This window comes from Nostoc sp. EspVER01, assembly GCF_034530635.1.
Taxonomy (GTDB): Bacteria; Cyanobacteriota; Cyanobacteriia; order Cyanobacteriales; family Nostocaceae; genus Nostoc.
This window is the reverse complement of the sequence record NZ_JAVRCS010000048.1, coordinates 1-17,671: the sequence shown is the minus strand read 5'-3', so window position 1 is coordinate 17,671 and position 17,671 is coordinate 1. Positions and strand designations below refer to the sequence as shown.

Here is a 17,671-nt window from a genome sequence, read left to right as displayed (position 1 = left end):
TTTAAGAAGTTGGGGATCTGAGCCTTTAGCAGAGGTGATTCACCTACTAATTATCTTTAATTACCTGCCAGGACTCTTCAACCCACGACGCTCAAGGATTTGCCGCACTTCAGGGCTAGGGGCGTAGTTATAGCCGTAAGAGGAGTTCTCTGAGTCATCCATAATCTGAGGTGTAAGCAACACAATTACCTCTTGACGCTGGTTCTGTCGGTTTGTACTTCTAAATAGCGAACCAATCAGTGGAAGATCACCTAAGATAGGAATTTTGGAGACAGCTGTTCGGTCTTGGTCTTGAATTATACCACTCAGGATTAGTGTTTGACCATCTCGTAAGCGAATTAAGCCAGAAGTAAGAGAGCGCTCAGACACTAAAATAATTTGTCCATTTCCTGTATTTTCTGAGCCTGAAGGAGCGCTGACAGTAGGGGCAACCGATAAAGAAACGAACCCATTATCATCAATCCGCTCAATTTTTACACTCAAGGTTAAGCCAACTTTTTGTTTCTCAATTGTTCTTTCTGTCCTAGAACCACCGGAAGTATCCGTTGTTTCGAGGGTTATATTTCCCACTACTTCTTGAGTCAGATTGACCAGAGCCTGCTGACCTTCTTGGACAATTAAGGTTGGATCGGTCAAAATCTTAGCATTGCCATTTGTAACCTGAGCCTTCAAACTAGCGAGAAGACTTTTGGTAAACCGATATGGTGATGTAATAGTGCTAGTGACATTATTGATGATCGGTGTACTACTCAAGCTATTTCTCGCTTCATCACTGGTAGCTGGTCTGGCACCCCCAAAATTCAGAGAGGCGACACCACCATCATTGCTAAAGTAGTTGTTACCAACCCCAAAAGAAAAGCTAGTGTTGTAGTCCTGAATATTCGAGAGGTTGACATCAATAATCTTGACGTTGACTACCACTTGACGACGGCGGATATCAAGCTGAGTTAGTTGAGCCATCGCAATCTCAATCAGTCTAGGAGGGCCAATTAAGGTCAGGGAATTGGTGCGCTCGTCTCCTAATGCCTGTAAACCTCTTAATAATGGACTAGAGTCTTGAAAACTAGCACGTTGGGTTTCCAGTTTGGTTTCTGTGGTCGTCTGAGTTTGGGTGATGGGAGCAGCGGCAGTACCCACGGCTACGGCACTAACACTGGTAACTAGTCGTTCGCGGCTGACGGCACTTTCTGCTCCTAAGCCAACCAAAAAATTTAGTGCGGTTCCCACTGTCACCTGATTGAGTCGCAGGTTACGCATAACCATGTCACGTGTTGCATTAGGTAGTTTAGCCCCAACAAAAACTGTACGACCACTACGGTTAGCTTCTAAACCGCTGAGGCGCAAAACGTAGTTAAATACATCTTGCACTGGCTCATTTTCTATATCTAAAGAAATAGTTTGAGAAACTGCTGGTGCATTAGCACCGCCACCTGGCTGACCTCCACCAGCTTGCTCTCCTCCCACGTAAGCTAAGTTCAAACCAGCAGCACGGGCAAGCAATGATAAAACCTCACGTACTGGGGCATCTCGCAGTACTAGCCGAGGTACACGTTCCTGAGTTGCTAAGTCAACAGTGCTAGGAGAAGCATCGGTAGCGGAAATAGCAATATCTCCCACTGGTGGGGCGACGGCTCTAGGTAAGAAAGGTGGAGCCTGACTCAGAGGTTGACCTGGCCCAGCAGCTTGTGCAGGTTGTCCGTCAATGGTGACTTGCGGGTTAGGAACGAGAACACCTGGATTTTGACCAGGTTGGGCTGGAGTCGTAACAGGTGGTGCTGTGGATGTTGGGGCTGTTGGCGTTGGCGCTGATGCTGTAGTGCCTGTTGAAGGGCTAAAGCTGAGTGTAATCCCATTTTGCGATCGCATCACAGGTTGACTGCCAGGTGCATCGTTGCTGCCAGTTACCGTCACCCGAATACTATTAGCATCAAGCTGACTAACCTCAACAGAGGCAATTCCTGGTGCTGGGTTATCTTGACGAAAACTATTACCTTGTGGTAATCGTAATTGAGTGTTGATAACATCCGCGACTAAAGCCTTGCCTCTTTTTGTAGTGAAAACTTGGGGGCGCGACCCAGAAGAAGTTTTCAAAGCAACGCTAATTCCACCATTAACTGGAGTTAACTGGACATTAGTAACTTGACTAATTTGTGCCCAAACTGGTTGAGCCGCCAAAAATACAAAAGCGGCAGTACCTAAAATAAAACTATTACCGTGAAGCTGTTTCACAGTTCATTCCTCACCTTATAAAACCCTGTTTACATACAATTTTGAGTAGGCAGTTAGAAACCGCACGCCAATTGCTTATGGGGAAACCCCATTGGTGCTAGCCTCTTCCTGCGGGAGAAGACCACGCTTTGACTACACGAGACTTTACCCACCTACCCTGCGGGAACGTCAACGGCGAACGTGAGTTTCAAAACCCTCAATTTTTCCTTAGTCTGCGGAAAGGGTTTGTCTACGCTTGTGTAGCCGCGAATTCTATATTCGTCCTAGCTCTAATTTGACTACTTTTTCGGAGCAGCTTTAGCTGCTGCGGCTATTGCTTCTGGACTAAGTGGCATCAATACCTGTAACTGGAATGATGTATTAATCGCTGCTGGACCAACCTGCATCGGCGTTTTGTCTAATGGGGATCTTGACTCTACTGGAGCCAAAGTTGCTTGATAATCTTTAACTATTAACAAAGGCTGTAACCGCTCAATGTTACGAATTATCGATTGTGTTTGTTCATAAGTTGCTGTAATCTCGGCATTAATACTACTGCGTTGCAGCTTGCCGTCAACCAGTAGTCCTAGACTTCCATCGGTAATCGGTTCTGGTTTTTGGGAAATTGGCACAAATTTCTTCAGTTTGGCTCTTACTGCATTCATAGAAGTTGGAGTATTGCCAGACTCAACTAAGCGGTTCAAATCCAATAGCAATGTATCTAAGGTTTTTTCGTTAGCAAATAAACTTAAAACCTGAACTTTTTGCTGCTTTGCTTGTGCTAGTTCGTCTTTAACTTTGTCAATCTGTTTGATATTGGCTTTTTTTTGCTCAATTTGCCCTTGCAGTTCAGTGCTTTTGGCTTGCTGCTGCTGATAGCTTTCCCAAGCTGGCATCAGCAGGTTTAACACTATATAACCTGCTCCCGCTAAACCAGCTACCCCCACCAAGATTCCAATAATTTTTGGTGTGAAAGCAATACCAAATACTACAGGTGAGGCTGGCGCTGCCTGATCGAATTCCCCACCTTGTTCGGCAAAATTTAAATCATCACTCAGCGTCATTTTGAAATGACTCCTGTTTGTTGCATATTACGAATTCGAGTTACTAACCCCACTGTGCCTTTTTTTTCTAACTCTCGAATTAATTCCGACGCTGGAACGTCGTTCATGCTCGATTGAATAGTGTATTTAACTACTTGAGGTGGCTTAATAATTACATCAGTAGAAGATTGACTCGCACTTGCTGTTAAGGGAGCCTCTACTAAGGTTGCTGTCAGAATTCTGGTTTCTGTGGACTTCAAAAACTGAGACTGTTGTAAACTTAATAAAAAATCATTGACATCATTAAAAGAACGAGCCAATCCGTTAATTTCTAATCCCCCTGCGGGATTATTTGGTGGCTGACCTGCTGCTGCTGCAATGGGTGGGATTTGCTTGATATTCTCGATTTGCACTGCGCTTGGGATGCGATCGCGCAAATCTTGCAGCATGGCTGACCAAGGACGAATCTGGTCAAATACAGTTACTAAAGCTTGGGTTTCACCTTTAATTGCATTTGTCTCGGCTTTGATTTTGTTCAGATTTCCTATCTCTGTATCTAACCTCTTGCTTTCTTGGTCTAGTTGTGCAATCTGACCATCTAATTCAACAATCTTCCCTTGCAGCAACCACCAACTAACTCCTAATAAAGCCGGAAGACCTATACCTACTGCAACTCCCACATACAGTAGTGTCAAATCCCCTGTAGGAAATTTTAGAGCTATTCCTCCCTTTCTCTCTGGCTTTTTCTGGAATGCTGGGCGGTCTTTAAGAAAGTTAACATCTAGGCTGTACATTTTGTTACACCTCCCGCATTCCTAGACCGAGTACAATCGCCAAGCCAGAGCGTTGTACCTGTGGATATTTATCAGTGTCAACTTCCAAAGATAAAGACCCGATTGGATCTATTTGGGTAGTTGGCAAACTCAATCGTTGAGTAAAAAATTCATCTAGCTGTTGAAGTCCACCTCCTGGCCCAGCTAATAAAATCTGCGCTACCTCCAAATTTTCACTTTGGTTCAGGTAAAAATCGATGGAACGGCGCAGTTCATCCGTTAGTTCTCCCAAGACTCTCAATATGGCAGCCATGCCAGGATCGAGTTCGGTAACGCCAGTTTTACCGCCGTCTATGGGAGTTGCAGGAATAACCATTCCGTGTAACAATTCCATATCTCGTGATGTAGGTAAGCTCATTGCCCTTGCTAAGGCAGTTTGCATTTGATAAGTCCCGATGGGGACTGTGCGTGAAAATTGCGGCACTCCGTTAACGATGATGGCGATTTCTGTACTGTCGAACTCGATATCAACTAGTACTGCTGCTTCTTGCGGGCCAAATTGTCGCAGTTGTTCGCGAATAGTCCGAATCAGAGCAAAACTGTTAATTTCTAAAACATCAATTTGTAATCCTGCCTGCTCGAAGGTACTTATATAGGTATCCGTGATCTCCTTGCGGGTCGCCACTAAGAGTACGTGTACTTTTTCAATGCCATCTTCATCTACAAAATACCCAAGTTTCTGATAATCTACATCAGCCTCTTCACGAGGATAGGGTAAATACAAACCTGCTTCATGGTTCAGCACCATTTCTCGCAGTTCTTTGTCGTCTAACTCTGCTGGCACTGGTATAATCCGAACGATAGAATCTCGTCCTGGTACACCGGTAGCAACGTGAGAAGTTTTGATTTTGCTCTCAGCTAGCGCTTGCTGGATTAATTGCGCCATTGCTGGAGGGTCGCTGATTTGACCATCGATAACTATCCCTTCTGGAACTGCTACCGATGTATAGATTTCTAGTTTCAAGCCTTGACCCTGCTTGCGTAGCTGAACAACATTTACCCGTTCGGGAGCAAGTTCAATGCCTACCCCTTTTTTCGATTTGCCAAACAGACTATTGAAGCTTTTTACCACAGTTGTGCCCGCTGGACTGCTAAATTGAAAATTTAAATTTGTTGCAGTAAAGGCGTTATATATTACGTCTTTACGGGTAATTTATTTAGCCTATAATCTCAACAATTCTGTCTAAGCTTTTCACACCGATCAAGCGTAAAAATACTGGGAAAATGATTCAATTGCGAAAATTTAAACAACTTGTTGCTTTTGTACTGCTTGGCTTATTAACCAGTTGGGTTGTAAGTTGCAGCACAGGTAATGTTAATACAAGTACAAAACAAGCTACTTCAGGAGCGGGAACTGTTGAGTTTTGGACAATGCAACTCCAACCTCAATTTACCGACTACTTCAAAAGCCTAATTGCGAATTTTGAATCGCAAAATCCAGGTATAAAGATTAACTGGGTTGATGTACCTTGGGCAGCAATGGAGAACAAAATATTAACAGCTGTCTCCGCAAAAACGCCACCTGATGTAGTCAACTTAAATCCGGGTTTTGCTTCCCAACTTGCCGGACGAAATGCCTGGTTAGATTTAGATGTGAAAGTCCCAAATGATGTACGTTCCTCCTATCTGCCGAATATCTGGAAAGCAAGTACGCTTAATGGCAAGAGTTTTGGGATTCCCTGGTATCTCACCACACGGTTAACCATTTATAACACTGATTTATTAAAACAGGCAGGTATCAATAAAGTCCCCGCAACCTACGCAGAATTGGCACAAGCCGCGCAACAAATTAAAGACAAGACGGGTAAGTATGCCTTTTTTGTGACTTTCGTACCGCAAGATTCCGGTGAAGTGCTGGAATCTTTCGTGCAAATGGGAGTGACCTTAATAGATGCTGAGGGTAAAGCGGCGTTTAATTCGGCACAAGGAAAAGCCGCGTTTCAGTATTGGGTAGACTTGTATAAAAAAGGTTTGCTTCCTAAAGAGGCTTTAACCCAAGGACATCGCCATGCGATCGATTTATACCAATCTGGAGAGACTGCATTTTTAGCTTCTGGGCCAGAGTTCCTGAAAACGATCGCTAATAATGCCCCAAAAATTGCTCAAGCTTCAGAAATAGCACCTCAACTCACTGGTGACACAGGTAAGAAAAATGTCGCAGTAATGAACATAGTTATTCCCCGCGATAGTAAACAACCAGATGGCGCAGTGAAGTTTGCTTTATTTGTCACCAATGACGAAAATCAGTTAGCCTTTGCTAAAGCTGCAAATGTCCTACCTTCTACAATCAAAGCATTGTCTGATACTTACTTTAAAGATGTTCCAGCTAATGCTTCAACAGTAGAAAAAGCGCGAGTTATCACTGCTAAACAATTACAACAAGCAGAAATATTAACCCCTACTTTGAAGGATTTTAATAAACTGCAAAAGGCAGTTTATGAGAACTTGCAAGCAGCAATGTTAGATCAGAAGACAGTAGATAAAGCTGTAGAGGATGCGGCGCAAGAGTGGAACAACAGATAAATTCGTAATTCGTACCTCGACTTCTCTACGAGACGCTACGCGAACGCTCGGCAACCTAATTCGTAATTATGATTTACGAATTATATTGGTGGTTGATAAAAAATCGCCTACTAAATAAAGGGAACCACACAAAACGATTAAATCGTCTGTGGTAGCGGCTTCTAGTGCTGTGAATAAATCTGGATGGATTTGGCGATCGCTTAATTCGGGACAGAGGCTGTAAGCTAGGTTTGATAAGTAGTCTAGATCAGCGGAAGTTCTGCCGGCCCAAGGTTCTACTGGTATTGGCACTAAATAAAGGCGATCGCCTGGTCGCAGTAATGCGGTAAAAATATCAGTATGATCCTTATCGGCAAACATTCCCATCACCCAATTTATGGGTTTGGGGTTAATTGCGTCTAAGCTATCAACATATTGGCGGAGAACTTGGGCGGCGGCGGTATTATGAGCGCCATCAAGTAATAATTTATGGTTTTTCCAAGTAGTCCATTGCATCCGCCCCGGCCATTTAGTTTTGGCCATGCCGTTAATTATGGCTTCTTCGGAAATCTGCCAACCCTGTTGTTGGAGAATTTCTAAAGCAGCTATTGCCAAAGCTGAATTAGTTAACTGAATTTGTCCCGCTAACGGCAAAGGGTATTTAATAGAGTGATGGGCTGATTCTTTGATTTCCCCCTCTGCCCCTCGGTCACTGAGCGTAGTCGAAGTGCCCCTCTGCTCCTCTGCTTCACATATATACTCTGCCCATCCTGTAGCGATTTCACGGGCGGGTTGAGGGGTAAAAATTGGACATTGTAATTCTAAAGCACGCGATCGCACCACTTTCTCTGCCTCTGATGGTAATGGCCCAACCACAACAGGGCATCCAGGTTTGAGAATACCAGCTTTTTCTCTAGCAATATCAGCAAGGGTAGGGCCAAGTTGTTGCCAGTGTTCCCGGCTAATGGAAGTGATGAGCGTAACCAGAGGTTCCAAGCATACATTGGTGGCATCTAAGCGCCCTCCTAGCCCGACTTCTACCACAGCTACATCAACTTGTTGCTGGGCAAAATATAACCAAGCGGCCGCCGTAATTACTTCAAACTGAGTTGGTGATTCGTCATCAGGGCGAATAACCGCTTGGACTTTTTTTAATAATTGGCTTAATTCCTCAGAGGAAATTGGCTGTTCATTCAGACAAATACGTTCTGTCCAATCAACTAAATGGGGGGAAGTGTAGCGTCCTGTACGATAACCAGCCTCAGTGAGTACCGAGGAAAGATAGGCACACACTGAACCTTTGCCATTAGTGCCAGCAACATGAATTACCGGGACTTGGTGATGGGGATTGCCGAGATTTGCCAATAGATTGACAATGTGATCGAGTCCTAAATGGACACCAAAGCGTTGCAGGGGTTGTATTACAGAATCGATATCCAAGGTAGAGAAATGGGGGATGAGGGAGCAGGGGAGCAGCACTTCGGCTACGCTCAGTGACCAAGGAGCAGAGGAGCAAGGGAGAAGTTGCAGTCAGTTTTTCTCCTCTGCCTCTTGTACCCCATGTCCCATTAATCGATATGAACAAAACCGACTGCCTCTGTGAAGATAAACAGTCGGTTAAAAATGATGATATTGAGCCTAATTTAAGCTTCTCTATCCAAAAAGCCTTGAATTTGTCTTAAAGCCGCAGCGCCAATATTAAACACTGCCCAGCTAGCGGCAATAACAACTGGTGCTAAAACGATCGCTATACGAAAATCGATATCCATATCTAGAACCCCTCTCTTAAGTAGAAATTAAAGTTTTGTCAACAGCTCTCATTTTTATTTTTAGCTGAAGTGGGCAATTTTTCCAAATACAAATGTAAAGAATGTTTAATTTATGGGGTATTGGGGATTGGGAATTGGGGAAAGGGAAAAGGGAAAAGGGTAAGGGGAAAGGGGAAAGATTAAATTCATTCCTTTTCCCTTTAACCTTTAACCTTTTCCCCTGCCCGCCTGCCCGCCTGCCCCTCTGCTCCTTGGTCACTGAGCGTAGCCGAAGTGCTGCTCCCCTGCCTCCCCACTCCCTACTATTAAGCCTTGCTAAAACCAATATCAGTACCCTTACCGGCATGAACTAAAGCTAACTTTTGGTAACGTTTAGCGTGTTCAATCAGTTCTGCGGCTTCAACATCTGTTACTTGCCGTAACACTTTACCTGGAATACCGACAACTAGGGACAAAGGCGGTACATTTTTAGTTACCACTGCGCCAGCACCAATAATGCTACCAGCGCCCACTCGTACCCCGTCTAAAATCACTGCGCCAATGCCAATCAAACTTCCACGCTCAATGTAAGCAGAATGTACTACAGCACGATGCCCTACGGTAACATGATCTTCTAAAATTGTTGGAAAACCAGCATCACCATGTAAAATTGCACCATCCTGAATATTTGTGCATTCGCCAATTTCAATCCGTTCTACATCTCCCCTCACCACTGCTCCATACCAAATGCTCACTCCTGTTGCTATATTTACCGAACCCATAACAACAGCATTGCTCGCAATGAAGGCAGCTTGAGAAAAATCAGGAGATGTCCAGTAAGAAGCGGTAGACACGATAGAATATGAATATGGTACCCAGGAACACTGGAGAAACTCCAACCTTTGAGGCTGGTTGCACAACCAGGATATCACAGCGTCAAGCCTCTACGCTGAGGAAAACACTAGTGAACAATGTTCCTGCCGCAACACCGTGTTTGTGCAGCAGTGAGCAAGTAACCCAAAGTGGTTGAGCCGAAGTGTATAATCCGACCCACTAGTGCTGGTGAAGACAAAATTATGTTTGTACGCACTTCATGATGAATCCAGGTTTGCAGTACCCGATGTTTGGGCCGGAAATACAGTGTCCCCATTGTCGCCAGACTATTCCGGCGCTGACACTAACAGATACCTATTTGTGCCCTCGTCATGGCGCGTTTGAAGCTAATCCTAAAAATGGAGAGTTAATCCATTTGCAATCGGGGCGTCATTGGCGGAGGTGGAATAATGAATGGTATAGACAACATACTCATCCTGATGGTATTCGCTTTGAAATTCACGAAGCATTAGATAAGCTCTATACCCAAGGCTTTCGAGCAACACGAGTAATTATTGCTCGACGCTATCAGGAATTGATGAGTGGCTACTTAGAACGCAGCACGCCTTGGCGTTCTGGACAACCAGAAGCTACTGCTGCGCGTTTGTACGGTTTACCCGTGGAGTTTAGCCCCGATACTTCAGAAGATGACTGTTGGGAAGTGATTAATTTTGACTTGGAAAAAGAGCCTGGTGTCCCTGTACGCTACCCTTATTTCAGGTTGTTTGAGTAAAGTTAGGAGTTAGGAGTGAGGAGTTAGGAGTTAAATTCAATTTAGAACTCATAACTTACAACTCCTAACTTTTGTTATGCACCACGCTTCTATTCGGACTGCGAATATTCATCGAGCGATCGCTTTCTACGAACTTTTAGGGTTTACAATCTCAGAACGCTTTACCACAGGCTACACCCTAGCTTGCTGGATGGAAGGATTGGGCGGCAGAATTGAACTGATCCAAATTCCCGAACCAAAACCAGCCCCAGATGCCTTTGCTGACGAACATTATGTGGGATATTATCATCTCTCGTTCGATCTAACTGAGATGACACCAGATTTACCTAGCTGGTTGACAAATTTGCAAGAACGTGTATTGGTAGCTACTGAGAGTCAAACCGAAGGATTAGAACCGTTGAAGGTGCTTTTAGAACCGACACAACAGCAAATAGGCGATCGCATTTACGAAGTAGCTTTCATCGCCGATACCGATGGTTTACCTCTGGAATTCATTCGGGTTTTAGCAAAACTCCCGTAATTTAGCTTTTTTATGACCTTTGTTGCTAATATATTGTTTTTCTGTATTGTTACTGAAGTAACAGATTTTTTTGCCAGATTAAAGTGTAGTCACTCTCCAAAATAACTATGTAACTTAATTTACAGATAAATCTGCTAAATACATGTATGGATTTTCCAAATTTTATTCTAAATTTTATAAATATCCCTTGCCGTTATTACTTTTAAGTTTATGGCTAGTAGCTGTTTTTTTGTTGAGCGATCGACCCGCTCATAGTCAACATCCTGTTATATCTACTAACAAAGAAAAATATCAGTCAACCTTGCTAGCAAAAAGAATAATGCCCTCAACACTGACAGAAAATGTCCGCAAGACAGTGCTGGAGAATGGTCTAACTGTCCTGACAAAGGAAGTGCATACTGCGCCAGTGGTGACGGTGCAGGTGTGGTACAAGGTTGGCTCACGCAACGAAGAACCGGGGGTGAATGGCATTGCCCACCAATTGGAACACATGATGTTTAAAGGCACAAAAAACCGTCCAATTCAATTTGGACGTTTGTTTAGTGCTTTAGGTAGTGATTCCAATGCTTTCACCAGCTACGATCAAACTGCATATTACGGTACTGTGGAGCGAAACAAGCTGAAAGCGCTCTTGGTGCTGGAAGCAGACAGAATGCGAAATTCCCAGATTGAGCCAGAGCAATTAGCCAGTGAAAAGCGGGTAGTAATTTCTGAGTTGCAGGGTTACGAAAATAGTCCAGAATATCGCCTCAACCGCGCTGTCATGCAAGCGGTGTTTCCCAATCATGCTTATGGGTTGCCTGTAGGTGGCACCAAAGCTGATGTCGAGAAATTTGAAGTTGAGCAGGTAGAAAAATATTACCGCAATTTTTACAGTCCCGATAATGCTGTCTTGGTGATTGTGGGAGATTTTCAAACTGCAAATACTCTGGAAACAATTAAAGAGGTGTTTGGTAAATTACCCAGGCAGGAGGCAGGAAGCAGGAGGCAGGGGGCAGGGGGCAGGGGGCAGGAGGCAGGGAGCAGGGGGCAGGGAGCAGGGGGCAGGGAGCAGGGGGCAGGAGTTATTTCTCCCTCATCTCTATCACTCAGCACTCCCATAATATTGCGAGAACCGGGAGCAGGGAGGCTGTTACAGGCGGTGTATCCGTTACCGGATGCAAATCAACCTGATGTCCCGGCGCTGGATGTGATGGATTACATCTTGACAGAGGGACGGAATTCTAGACTTTATCAGGCATTGGTGGAATCAGGTTTAGCTAGTGAAGTTACAGCATCCGTCACCAGTTTGCGAGAATCTGGCTGGTATGAAGTATTGGTGACGGCTGGAGCTAAACAAGATTTGAAAAAAATTGACTCAATGTTGAGTAGTGCGATCGCCAATGTAGCAGAAAAAGGTGTGACATCTGAGGAAGTAGAACGAGCTAAAACTCAACTAATAGCAGATGTAATTTTGAGTAACCGTGATATCACTTCTCAAGCAATGCGATTGGGCACTGATGAGACAACCGTTGGTGATTATCGCTACACAGACCGCTATTTGGCAGCTGTTCGTCTGGTGGAGCCGACGGATGTTGTTGCTGTGATTAACAAATACCTGACGAAAGAAGCGCGGACAGTAGGATTTTTTGAACCAACCCAGAAGCGGCTAACAGAAGTTACTGACAAACCACACTCAGCCCAAACTACAGAAAATTTTTCTCCTGGCGCACCTGTGCTTTTTTCTGAGGTAATAAAATACTTACCACCCGTGGATTTGGCTACAGATACGATTGCCCAAGTCTTACCCCAGGAATTTAAATTGACTAACGGATTGCGGATATTACTGTTACCCGATCGCAGTACTCCCACCGTTACCTTGAGCGGTTATATTCAAGCTGGGACGGAATTTGATCCAGAGAATAAAGCTGGATTAGCTGCTTTTGTGGCAGATAATTTGCTAAATGGGACTAAGAGCAAGGATGTTTTAACTATTGCTAAAGTCTTAGGAGAACGAGGGGCAAGTCTAGACTTTCAAACCTACCGCGAAGGCGTACATATCGAAGGTGATAGTCTAGCAGATGATTTGCCGATACTCCTGGAGATATTGGCAGATGTTGCTAAAAATAGTACCTTTCCAAGCCAAGAGTTGGAACTGCATCGCCAACAAACTTTAACTGATTTGCAACAGGAATTAGATGAGCCATCAGAAGTAGCCAGAAGAGTATTTGTTCAGTCAATTTATCCGAAAAAACACCCCTTACATGCTTTTCCCACAGAGGAGAGTTTACAGCAGATTCAGCGCCAGGATGTGATTGATTTTAAAGCTAAACATTATCGTCCAGATACAACAGTGCTAGCGCTGGTGGGAGATTTTGATCTAGACAAAGTGCGATCGCTGATTAAAAATAAGTTTGGAGACTGGGAAGTTAGCGGAAAAGCACCCACATTAAAATATCCTCCGGTGGCAATGCCACAGAAAATAGTTAGTGTCAACCCAGTTTTACCAGATAAAGCCCAAGCTGTAACTTATATGGGTTACACAGGCATTAACCGTTACGATCCTCGATTTCATGCAGCTTTAGTATTGAACCAGATTTTGGGAGGCGATACCTTATCTAGTAGACTAGGTGCAGAAGTGCGCGATCGCCAAGGTTTGAGCTATGGAATTTATAGCTCTTTTCAAGTCGGAAAGAATGTAGGGACATTTTTGATTGAGATGCAGACTAGTCCTGAAGATAGCAGTAAAGCGATCGCTAGTACCCGCCAAATGCTACAGCAAATCCATCAACAAGGCGTCACGGCGCTGGAAGTAGAGACAGCTAAACGCACCCTCATCAGCAACTACAACGTTTCCCTGGCAAACCCAGAGGAATTAACAGATAGAATTCTGATGAATGAGGTGTATGGACTAGATAAAGTAGAATTGCACTCCTTCACTGATAAAATCCAGAAAGTCACCCTTGCCGAAGTTAATCAAGTGGCTCGTGAGTTACTCCACCCAGATCAAATCGTAGTCGTTACTGCTGGGCCATCTGTGTTAGCAGAAAAAAGTATTAGGTAGAGATAAGGCACTGGGCATGGATAATATAAAGAATAGGTAAAGTGGTTTTCCCGCTACCTATTAGTTATTCTTGCTCATCAGCATTGCCTTTTGAGAATTAGTGATGAAAATTTATAACTGTTTTTACGAAATTGCAATTAAATCCCTTCGTTTCACAATTCCTACTTGGGTACAAATATTACGGCGTAACTACGTGATATTAACGTTACTCCTAGCTCTAAATTTCATCGCTGCTACTCCAGCAATGGCAGCGAATAAGTCTTTTGATTTGCTCAAGCAACCAGCTACAGAAATTACAATTAACTTGGGTAATGCGGCTAACGAACTCAAGTTTGAGCCAAATCATTTGGAATTTGAGGTTGGTAAACGCTATCAACTACAGCTTAATAATCCCAGCCAACTGAAGCACTATTTTACTGCTAAAGATTTTGCCGATGGCATCTGGACACAAAAAGTTGAAGCAGGGAAAGTAGAAATCAAAGGAGCCATTCACGAACTAGAACTCAAACCCGATGCTGAAGCCGAATGGGTATTTGTCCCCCTAAAATCTGGTACTTATGGCTTACGTTGTACAATACCGGGACATACAGAAGCAGGTATGACTGGAGAGATTGCCATCAAGAATTAAAAATAATTGAGCTAAATACAACATTTCATTAAGGTGATTAAATTCTCTGCGTACCTCTGCGCTTAACTTTGCGCCCCTACCCTACGGGAAGGCAAAGCGCCTATGCGTTTAAATTTCAACCCTCAATTCATCACAATTTTAGATAAAACTGTACTAACTCCCATAGTGTTAAATTATAGATATTATTTCTCAATTAATCTAGAGAAAGCATTCATACCTCAGCGTCAGAGCCACCAGTAATTATTAATTTCCTATGAACATTTTCAGTAACTTACTTTCTCAAGCCACTCAACCTGCACCTGCGAAAAAACAGCGCCGAGGAATTGAGATCAAATCGCCACGTGAAATTGAAATCATGCGGCAATCATCGGCAATTGTCGCAACTGTCCTAAAAGAAATTGCCGAGCTTGTAAAGCCAGGAATGACCACGGCTGATTTGGATATTTATGCAGAAAAACGTATCCGCGAAATGGGTGCAACACCAAGTTTTAAAGGATATCACGGTTTTCCCGGTTCTATTTGCTCCAGCATTAATAATGAAGCAGTACATGGCATTCCTAGCCCCAAAAAAGTGATTCGCGTTGGGGATGTATTAAAAGTAGATACAGGCGCTTATTACCAAGGTTTTCATGGTGATTCTTGCATTTCAATTGCTGTCGGTGAAGTGACGCAAGAAGCTGCTAAATTAATTCGTGTAGCAGAAGAAGCTTTATATAAAGGCATTGAGCAAGTCAAGGCTGGTGTATACCTACTTGACTTAGCTGGAGCAATTGAAGATCATGTGAAATCTAACGGTTTTAGTATAGTCGAAGAATTTACTGGGCACGGTGTCGGTCGTAACCTGCATGAAGAACCTTCAGTATTCAACTACCGTACTCGTGAGATGCCAAATGTTAAACTCCGGGCGGGGATGACGCTGGCAATTGAACCAATTTTAAATGCAGGTTCTAGACACACGCGGACATTATCTGACCGTTGGACAGCAGTCACTATGGATAATTCTTTGTCGGCTCAGTTTGAGCATACAGTTTTGGTGACAGAGACAGGTTATGAGATTTTGACTGACCGTTCTAAGGTGTAACTGTTAGTTGTAATTATTTGTTTTTGAAAGAGGTAAAGCGTCAAAAAAGGGCGATTTGCCTCTTTATTTTTTTTAATGTAGAGGTTAGCAAAGGTAAGTGAAATTATCCTAGACGATGAAATTTATTACGGATAAGATAAGAAAAACACTCGTATTTACTCAAAAATGGCAAGTTTTTTTGAACCTATACCTCACATTTCTTTTGTTGCATTTTATCTGTGGATTTCGACTCTTAATTTGTTACCAATAGCAAGCGCTGCAACTCCCAAAAATGCTGACAGGCAAGTAATTTGCCAAGCCAAGAAATTAGGACATGATGAAGCGCTTTTCTTATACCTAAGAAAACCGCAAGGAGAATTTGAAGATGGAGGTGCAATTAATTTATATGAAGACGCAAAGTTACAAGTACTAGCTAAAGGTATTCAAAATTGGATTTACGTTAGCGTTATCGATGCAGATAGTCCTAAAGAAAAAGGTTTAGAAGGTTGGATGCGTAGTAGCAGCCTAAAATGTAGTGGTAATGTAGCTCAGGTTCAGCCTGCACTTTGCGAAGTAACTGGGTTGCAATCAGGGCAATTAGCTTTACGTGCTACAGCTGGTGGAAAGTCAACAACAGGTTTAGATAATGGCAACAACATCACATTACTTAAACCAGATATTGTATCACTCCAAGGTCGCCCAACACCTTGGGTTGAAGTGCGTGTTACTAATAGCCCAAACAACAGAATTTTAGGAAGAGAGGGGTGGATTAATTCTGAATACATACTTTGCTATAGCCAAGAAAACAATGATGCAATAAATTATCCGTAAAATAGCTGTAGTTTTTAAGGACATCCCTCATCTGTTCGAGAACTGCTATATACTAATCCTATCTAATTTGCAAAAATTCACGGTGTCCAGATACCCGACTTATTTAAGAAGTCGGGTATCTAATATTTAACGAATGATTTTAGTACTGGTATATTTGACTGATAGCTGCATAATTAGTTTTATAAATAGGAAGCATTTCTTTAGCCTGTACAGAAACAAAAGTACTCTCTGGAATCGCTTGTAATAAATTTATTGCTTGCTGCCATTTATCTTGTGCTTGCTGCCGACTTAGTTGTGAATGAGGTGAATTTCGCACAAATAAATTAGCTTCCATTGCTAGTTTTTGGGCTGACTCTAAGTTTGCTAAAGCTTTCTTTTCAATCAACACTCTTTGACTGATAGATTTATAGTTAATCTGATAGTAAGCCAATTTATTCTTTGCTTGGTCATAAACTGATGTCTTGTGAGGAATGCTATCTAACAAGATGATTGCCTGATGCCATTTGTTTTGTGCTTGTTGCCAGACTTTTAGAGGATGCGGTGGCTTTTGAACCAAAGAAGCAGCCTCCATACCAAGTTTTTGAGCAGATTTAAAGTTGGTGATGGCACTTCCTTCTTGAGTTAAACTTAGACTTTGTTCTCTAATTTTCAAACTACCAAAAGTTAAGATTAATAAACTTGAAGTTATAATCAAAGCTGAACGTAATATTGTTGGTGTTAAAAACTTTGATAATATCCCTATTTTCTGGCTAATAATTGCTTCTTTACTACTTTCCTGTTCAATCTTTTTCAAGGCTTGTTCTGCCTGTAGACTTAAAGTATCACCCTGAATAATTAAAGCAGCAATTTGTTCTTGGAAAGAATCACAATCATTGAGAATATCTGTCAATTCTTGAAATTTTCCCTCACTCGATATAATTAATTCGTGGTCATCGTCTAACCACTCTAAAGCGAAACCAGATTTACCATAAAAAGCTGAGACACCTAATAAAATATTTAATAAGCTGCGACTATTTTTAATAGTATCAAAAATATAATTTAATTTTTGCTGTAACTGTAATAGTTGTTTTTGACAATCGCTAATTTTTTCAATTTGATGTCTTAAAATATTAGCTTTACCCCAGCCTAAGTCAAGTTTAAAAATATTATTAAATATTTTAAATTCTTTGGGAATACTTAAATTAATAATATCAGAATTAAGTTGATTTACTAATTGAATATCACTGAGAATATCAGTAGCTATTGCTTGCAAAAAATAACCCCATTCAATCCAAACATCAATTTTTGATTGTAAATCAGTTAATGAGATTTTAGTTTCTGAGTTACCAAATTTTTCTGCGATCGCTGGATCGACTAATCCCAAATTAGGTATAAATAAAGTAGCTACGCTCAGTCTAGGAAGTGTAGCGATCGCAGAATTATTGATGCGATCAAATTTCAATTCTTGAGCGATTACTTTTTTAATATTCCGTAACCGTTCTTGAGCATTATTGATTAGGATAATTTGTTCCATTATTTGATTAGAATCGCCAATAGTCAGTTTTAAATTCTGAATTAGTGTTGGCAATTCACTAACAAGTATTTCTAGGTTAGCCCAAAAGTGTTGAATGTTAAGAGAAATCCGATAAAAACAGCCCAAAATATGTTAA

General features: G+C 42.4%; 15 protein-coding genes. 7 read left to right on the top strand and 8 right to left on the bottom strand.

Annotated elements, in window-relative coordinates; genetic code table 11:
• Positions 1-60: 60 nt before the first annotated feature.
• From RMX69_RS26335 to pilM, 4 genes are all read right to left on the bottom strand, one after another.
• On the bottom strand, positions 61-2,229 hold the full coding sequence (locus RMX69_RS26335; protein WP_289795823.1) for an AMIN domain-containing protein: 2,169 nt from the start codon (positions 2,227-2,229) through the stop codon (positions 61-63).
• A gap of 278 nt (positions 2,230-2,507) precedes the next feature.
• Positions 2,508-3,272 (bottom strand): pilus assembly protein PilO, encoded by a 765-nt coding sequence (locus RMX69_RS26330; protein WP_289795822.1) that lies wholly within the window; start codon positions 3,270-3,272, stop codon positions 2,508-2,510.
• Positions 3,269-4,045, bottom strand: a complete 777-nt coding sequence (locus tag RMX69_RS26325; RefSeq protein ID WP_289795821.1) for a PilN domain-containing protein — start codon at positions 4,043-4,045, stop codon at positions 3,269-3,271. The genes RMX69_RS26330 and RMX69_RS26325 overlap by 4 nt, the downstream gene beginning before the upstream one ends.
• 4 nt (positions 4,046-4,049) lie before the next feature.
• Positions 4,050-5,156: a type IV pilus assembly protein PilM gene (pilM, locus tag RMX69_RS26320; protein WP_289795820.1), complete on the bottom strand. Its 1,107-nt coding sequence runs from the start codon at positions 5,154-5,156 to the stop codon at positions 4,050-4,052.
• 152 nt (positions 5,157-5,308) lie between these two features.
• On the opposite strand from pilM, the gene RMX69_RS26315 reads away from it, so the two are divergent.
• Complete coding sequence (locus RMX69_RS26315; RefSeq protein ID WP_322639192.1) at positions 5,309-6,607, top strand: sugar ABC transporter substrate-binding protein; 1,299 nt, start codon at positions 5,309-5,311, stop codon at positions 6,605-6,607.
• Positions 6,608-6,673: 66 nt separating this feature from the next.
• Here the strand turns inward: RMX69_RS26315 and RMX69_RS26310 are convergent, their stop codons facing one another.
• The 3 genes from RMX69_RS26310 to RMX69_RS26300 all read right to left on the bottom strand — a co-directional run bounded on the left by RMX69_RS26310 (position 6,674) and on the right by RMX69_RS26300 (position 9,188).
• Positions 6,674-8,026, bottom strand: coding sequence for a folylpolyglutamate synthase/dihydrofolate synthase family protein (locus tag RMX69_RS26310; RefSeq protein ID WP_322639191.1), 1,353 nt, complete (start codon positions 8,024-8,026; stop codon positions 6,674-6,676).
• 203 nt (positions 8,027-8,229) lie between these two features.
• Positions 8,230-8,355: a photosystem II protein Y gene (locus RMX69_RS26305; protein WP_099101230.1), complete on the bottom strand. Its 126-nt coding sequence runs from the start codon at positions 8,353-8,355 to the stop codon at positions 8,230-8,232.
• Between the two features lie 305 nt (positions 8,356-8,660).
• The gene (locus tag RMX69_RS26300; protein WP_289795818.1) at positions 8,661-9,188 is read right to left on the bottom strand and encodes a gamma carbonic anhydrase family protein; all 528 of its coding nucleotides are present in this window, start codon (positions 9,186-9,188) and stop codon (positions 8,661-8,663) included.
• 239 nt (positions 9,189-9,427) lie between these two features.
• Between RMX69_RS26300 and RMX69_RS26295 the strand changes: the two genes are divergently transcribed.
• The 6 genes from RMX69_RS26295 (at position 9,428) to RMX69_RS26270 (ending at position 16,022) form a co-directional block, all read left to right on the top strand.
• Entirely contained in the window at positions 9,428-9,940 is a 513-nt protein-coding gene (locus RMX69_RS26295) for a TIGR02652 family protein (RefSeq protein WP_094347390.1), read from the top strand.
• 76 nt (positions 9,941-10,016) lie between these two features.
• Entirely contained in the window at positions 10,017-10,460 is a 444-nt protein-coding gene (locus RMX69_RS26290) for a VOC family protein (RefSeq protein WP_289795817.1), read from the top strand.
• A gap of 142 nt (positions 10,461-10,602) precedes the next feature.
• Entirely contained in the window at positions 10,603-13,503 is a 2,901-nt protein-coding gene (locus RMX69_RS26285; RefSeq protein WP_322639190.1) for a pitrilysin family protein, read from the top strand.
• A 103-nt stretch (positions 13,504-13,606) separates the two neighbouring features.
• Entirely contained in the window at positions 13,607-14,131 is a 525-nt protein-coding gene (locus RMX69_RS26280) for a plastocyanin/azurin family copper-binding protein (protein ID WP_289795813.1), read from the top strand.
• A gap of 253 nt (positions 14,132-14,384) precedes the next feature.
• Complete coding sequence (gene map, locus RMX69_RS26275) at positions 14,385-15,212, top strand: type I methionyl aminopeptidase (protein ID WP_289795812.1); 828 nt, start codon at positions 14,385-14,387, stop codon at positions 15,210-15,212.
• 165 nt (positions 15,213-15,377) lie between these two features.
• Positions 15,378-16,022 carry a hypothetical protein gene (locus RMX69_RS26270; RefSeq protein ID WP_289795811.1) on the top strand — a complete coding sequence of 215 codons (645 nt, stop codon included), beginning with the start codon at positions 15,378-15,380 and terminating at the stop codon, positions 16,020-16,022.
• A 139-nt stretch (positions 16,023-16,161) separates the two neighbouring features.
• Here RMX69_RS26270 and RMX69_RS26265 read toward each other — a convergent pair whose 3' ends face one another.
• On the bottom strand, positions 16,162-17,535 hold the full coding sequence (locus RMX69_RS26265; RefSeq protein ID WP_322639189.1) for a hypothetical protein: 1,374 nt from the start codon (positions 17,533-17,535) through the stop codon (positions 16,162-16,164).
• Positions 17,536-17,671: the final 136 nt, after the last annotated feature.

Excerpts from the sequence above, each read along its gene's own strand:
- RMX69_RS26330 (WP_289795822.1), bottom strand. The coding sequence starts at position 3,272 with ATGACGCTGAGTGATGATTTAAATTTTGCCGAACAAGGTGGGGAATTC.
- RMX69_RS26325 (WP_289795821.1), bottom strand. The coding sequence starts at position 4,045 with ATGTACAGCCTAGATGTTAACTTTCTTAAAGACCGCCCAGCATTCCAG.
- RMX69_RS26315 (WP_322639192.1), top strand. The coding sequence starts at position 5,309 with ATGATTCAATTGCGAAAATTTAAACAACTTGTTGCTTTTGTACTGCTT.
- RMX69_RS26305 (WP_099101230.1), bottom strand. The coding sequence starts at position 8,355 with ATGGATATCGATTTTCGTATAGCGATCGTTTTAGCACCAGTTGTTATT.
- RMX69_RS26295 (WP_094347390.1), top strand. The coding sequence starts at position 9,428 with ATGATGAATCCAGGTTTGCAGTACCCGATGTTTGGGCCGGAAATACAG.
- RMX69_RS26290 (WP_289795817.1), top strand. The coding sequence starts at position 10,017 with ATGCACCACGCTTCTATTCGGACTGCGAATATTCATCGAGCGATCGCT.
- RMX69_RS26285 (WP_322639190.1), top strand. The coding sequence starts at position 10,603 with ATGTATGGATTTTCCAAATTTTATTCTAAATTTTATAAATATCCCTTG.
- RMX69_RS26280 (WP_289795813.1), top strand. The coding sequence starts at position 13,607 with ATGAAAATTTATAACTGTTTTTACGAAATTGCAATTAAATCCCTTCGT.
- map (WP_289795812.1), top strand. The coding sequence starts at position 14,385 with ATGAACATTTTCAGTAACTTACTTTCTCAAGCCACTCAACCTGCACCT.
- RMX69_RS26270 (WP_289795811.1), top strand. The coding sequence starts at position 15,378 with ATGGCAAGTTTTTTTGAACCTATACCTCACATTTCTTTTGTTGCATTT.
- RMX69_RS26265 (WP_322639189.1), bottom strand. The coding sequence starts at position 17,535 with ATGGAACAAATTATCCTAATCAATAATGCTCAAGAACGGTTACGGAAT.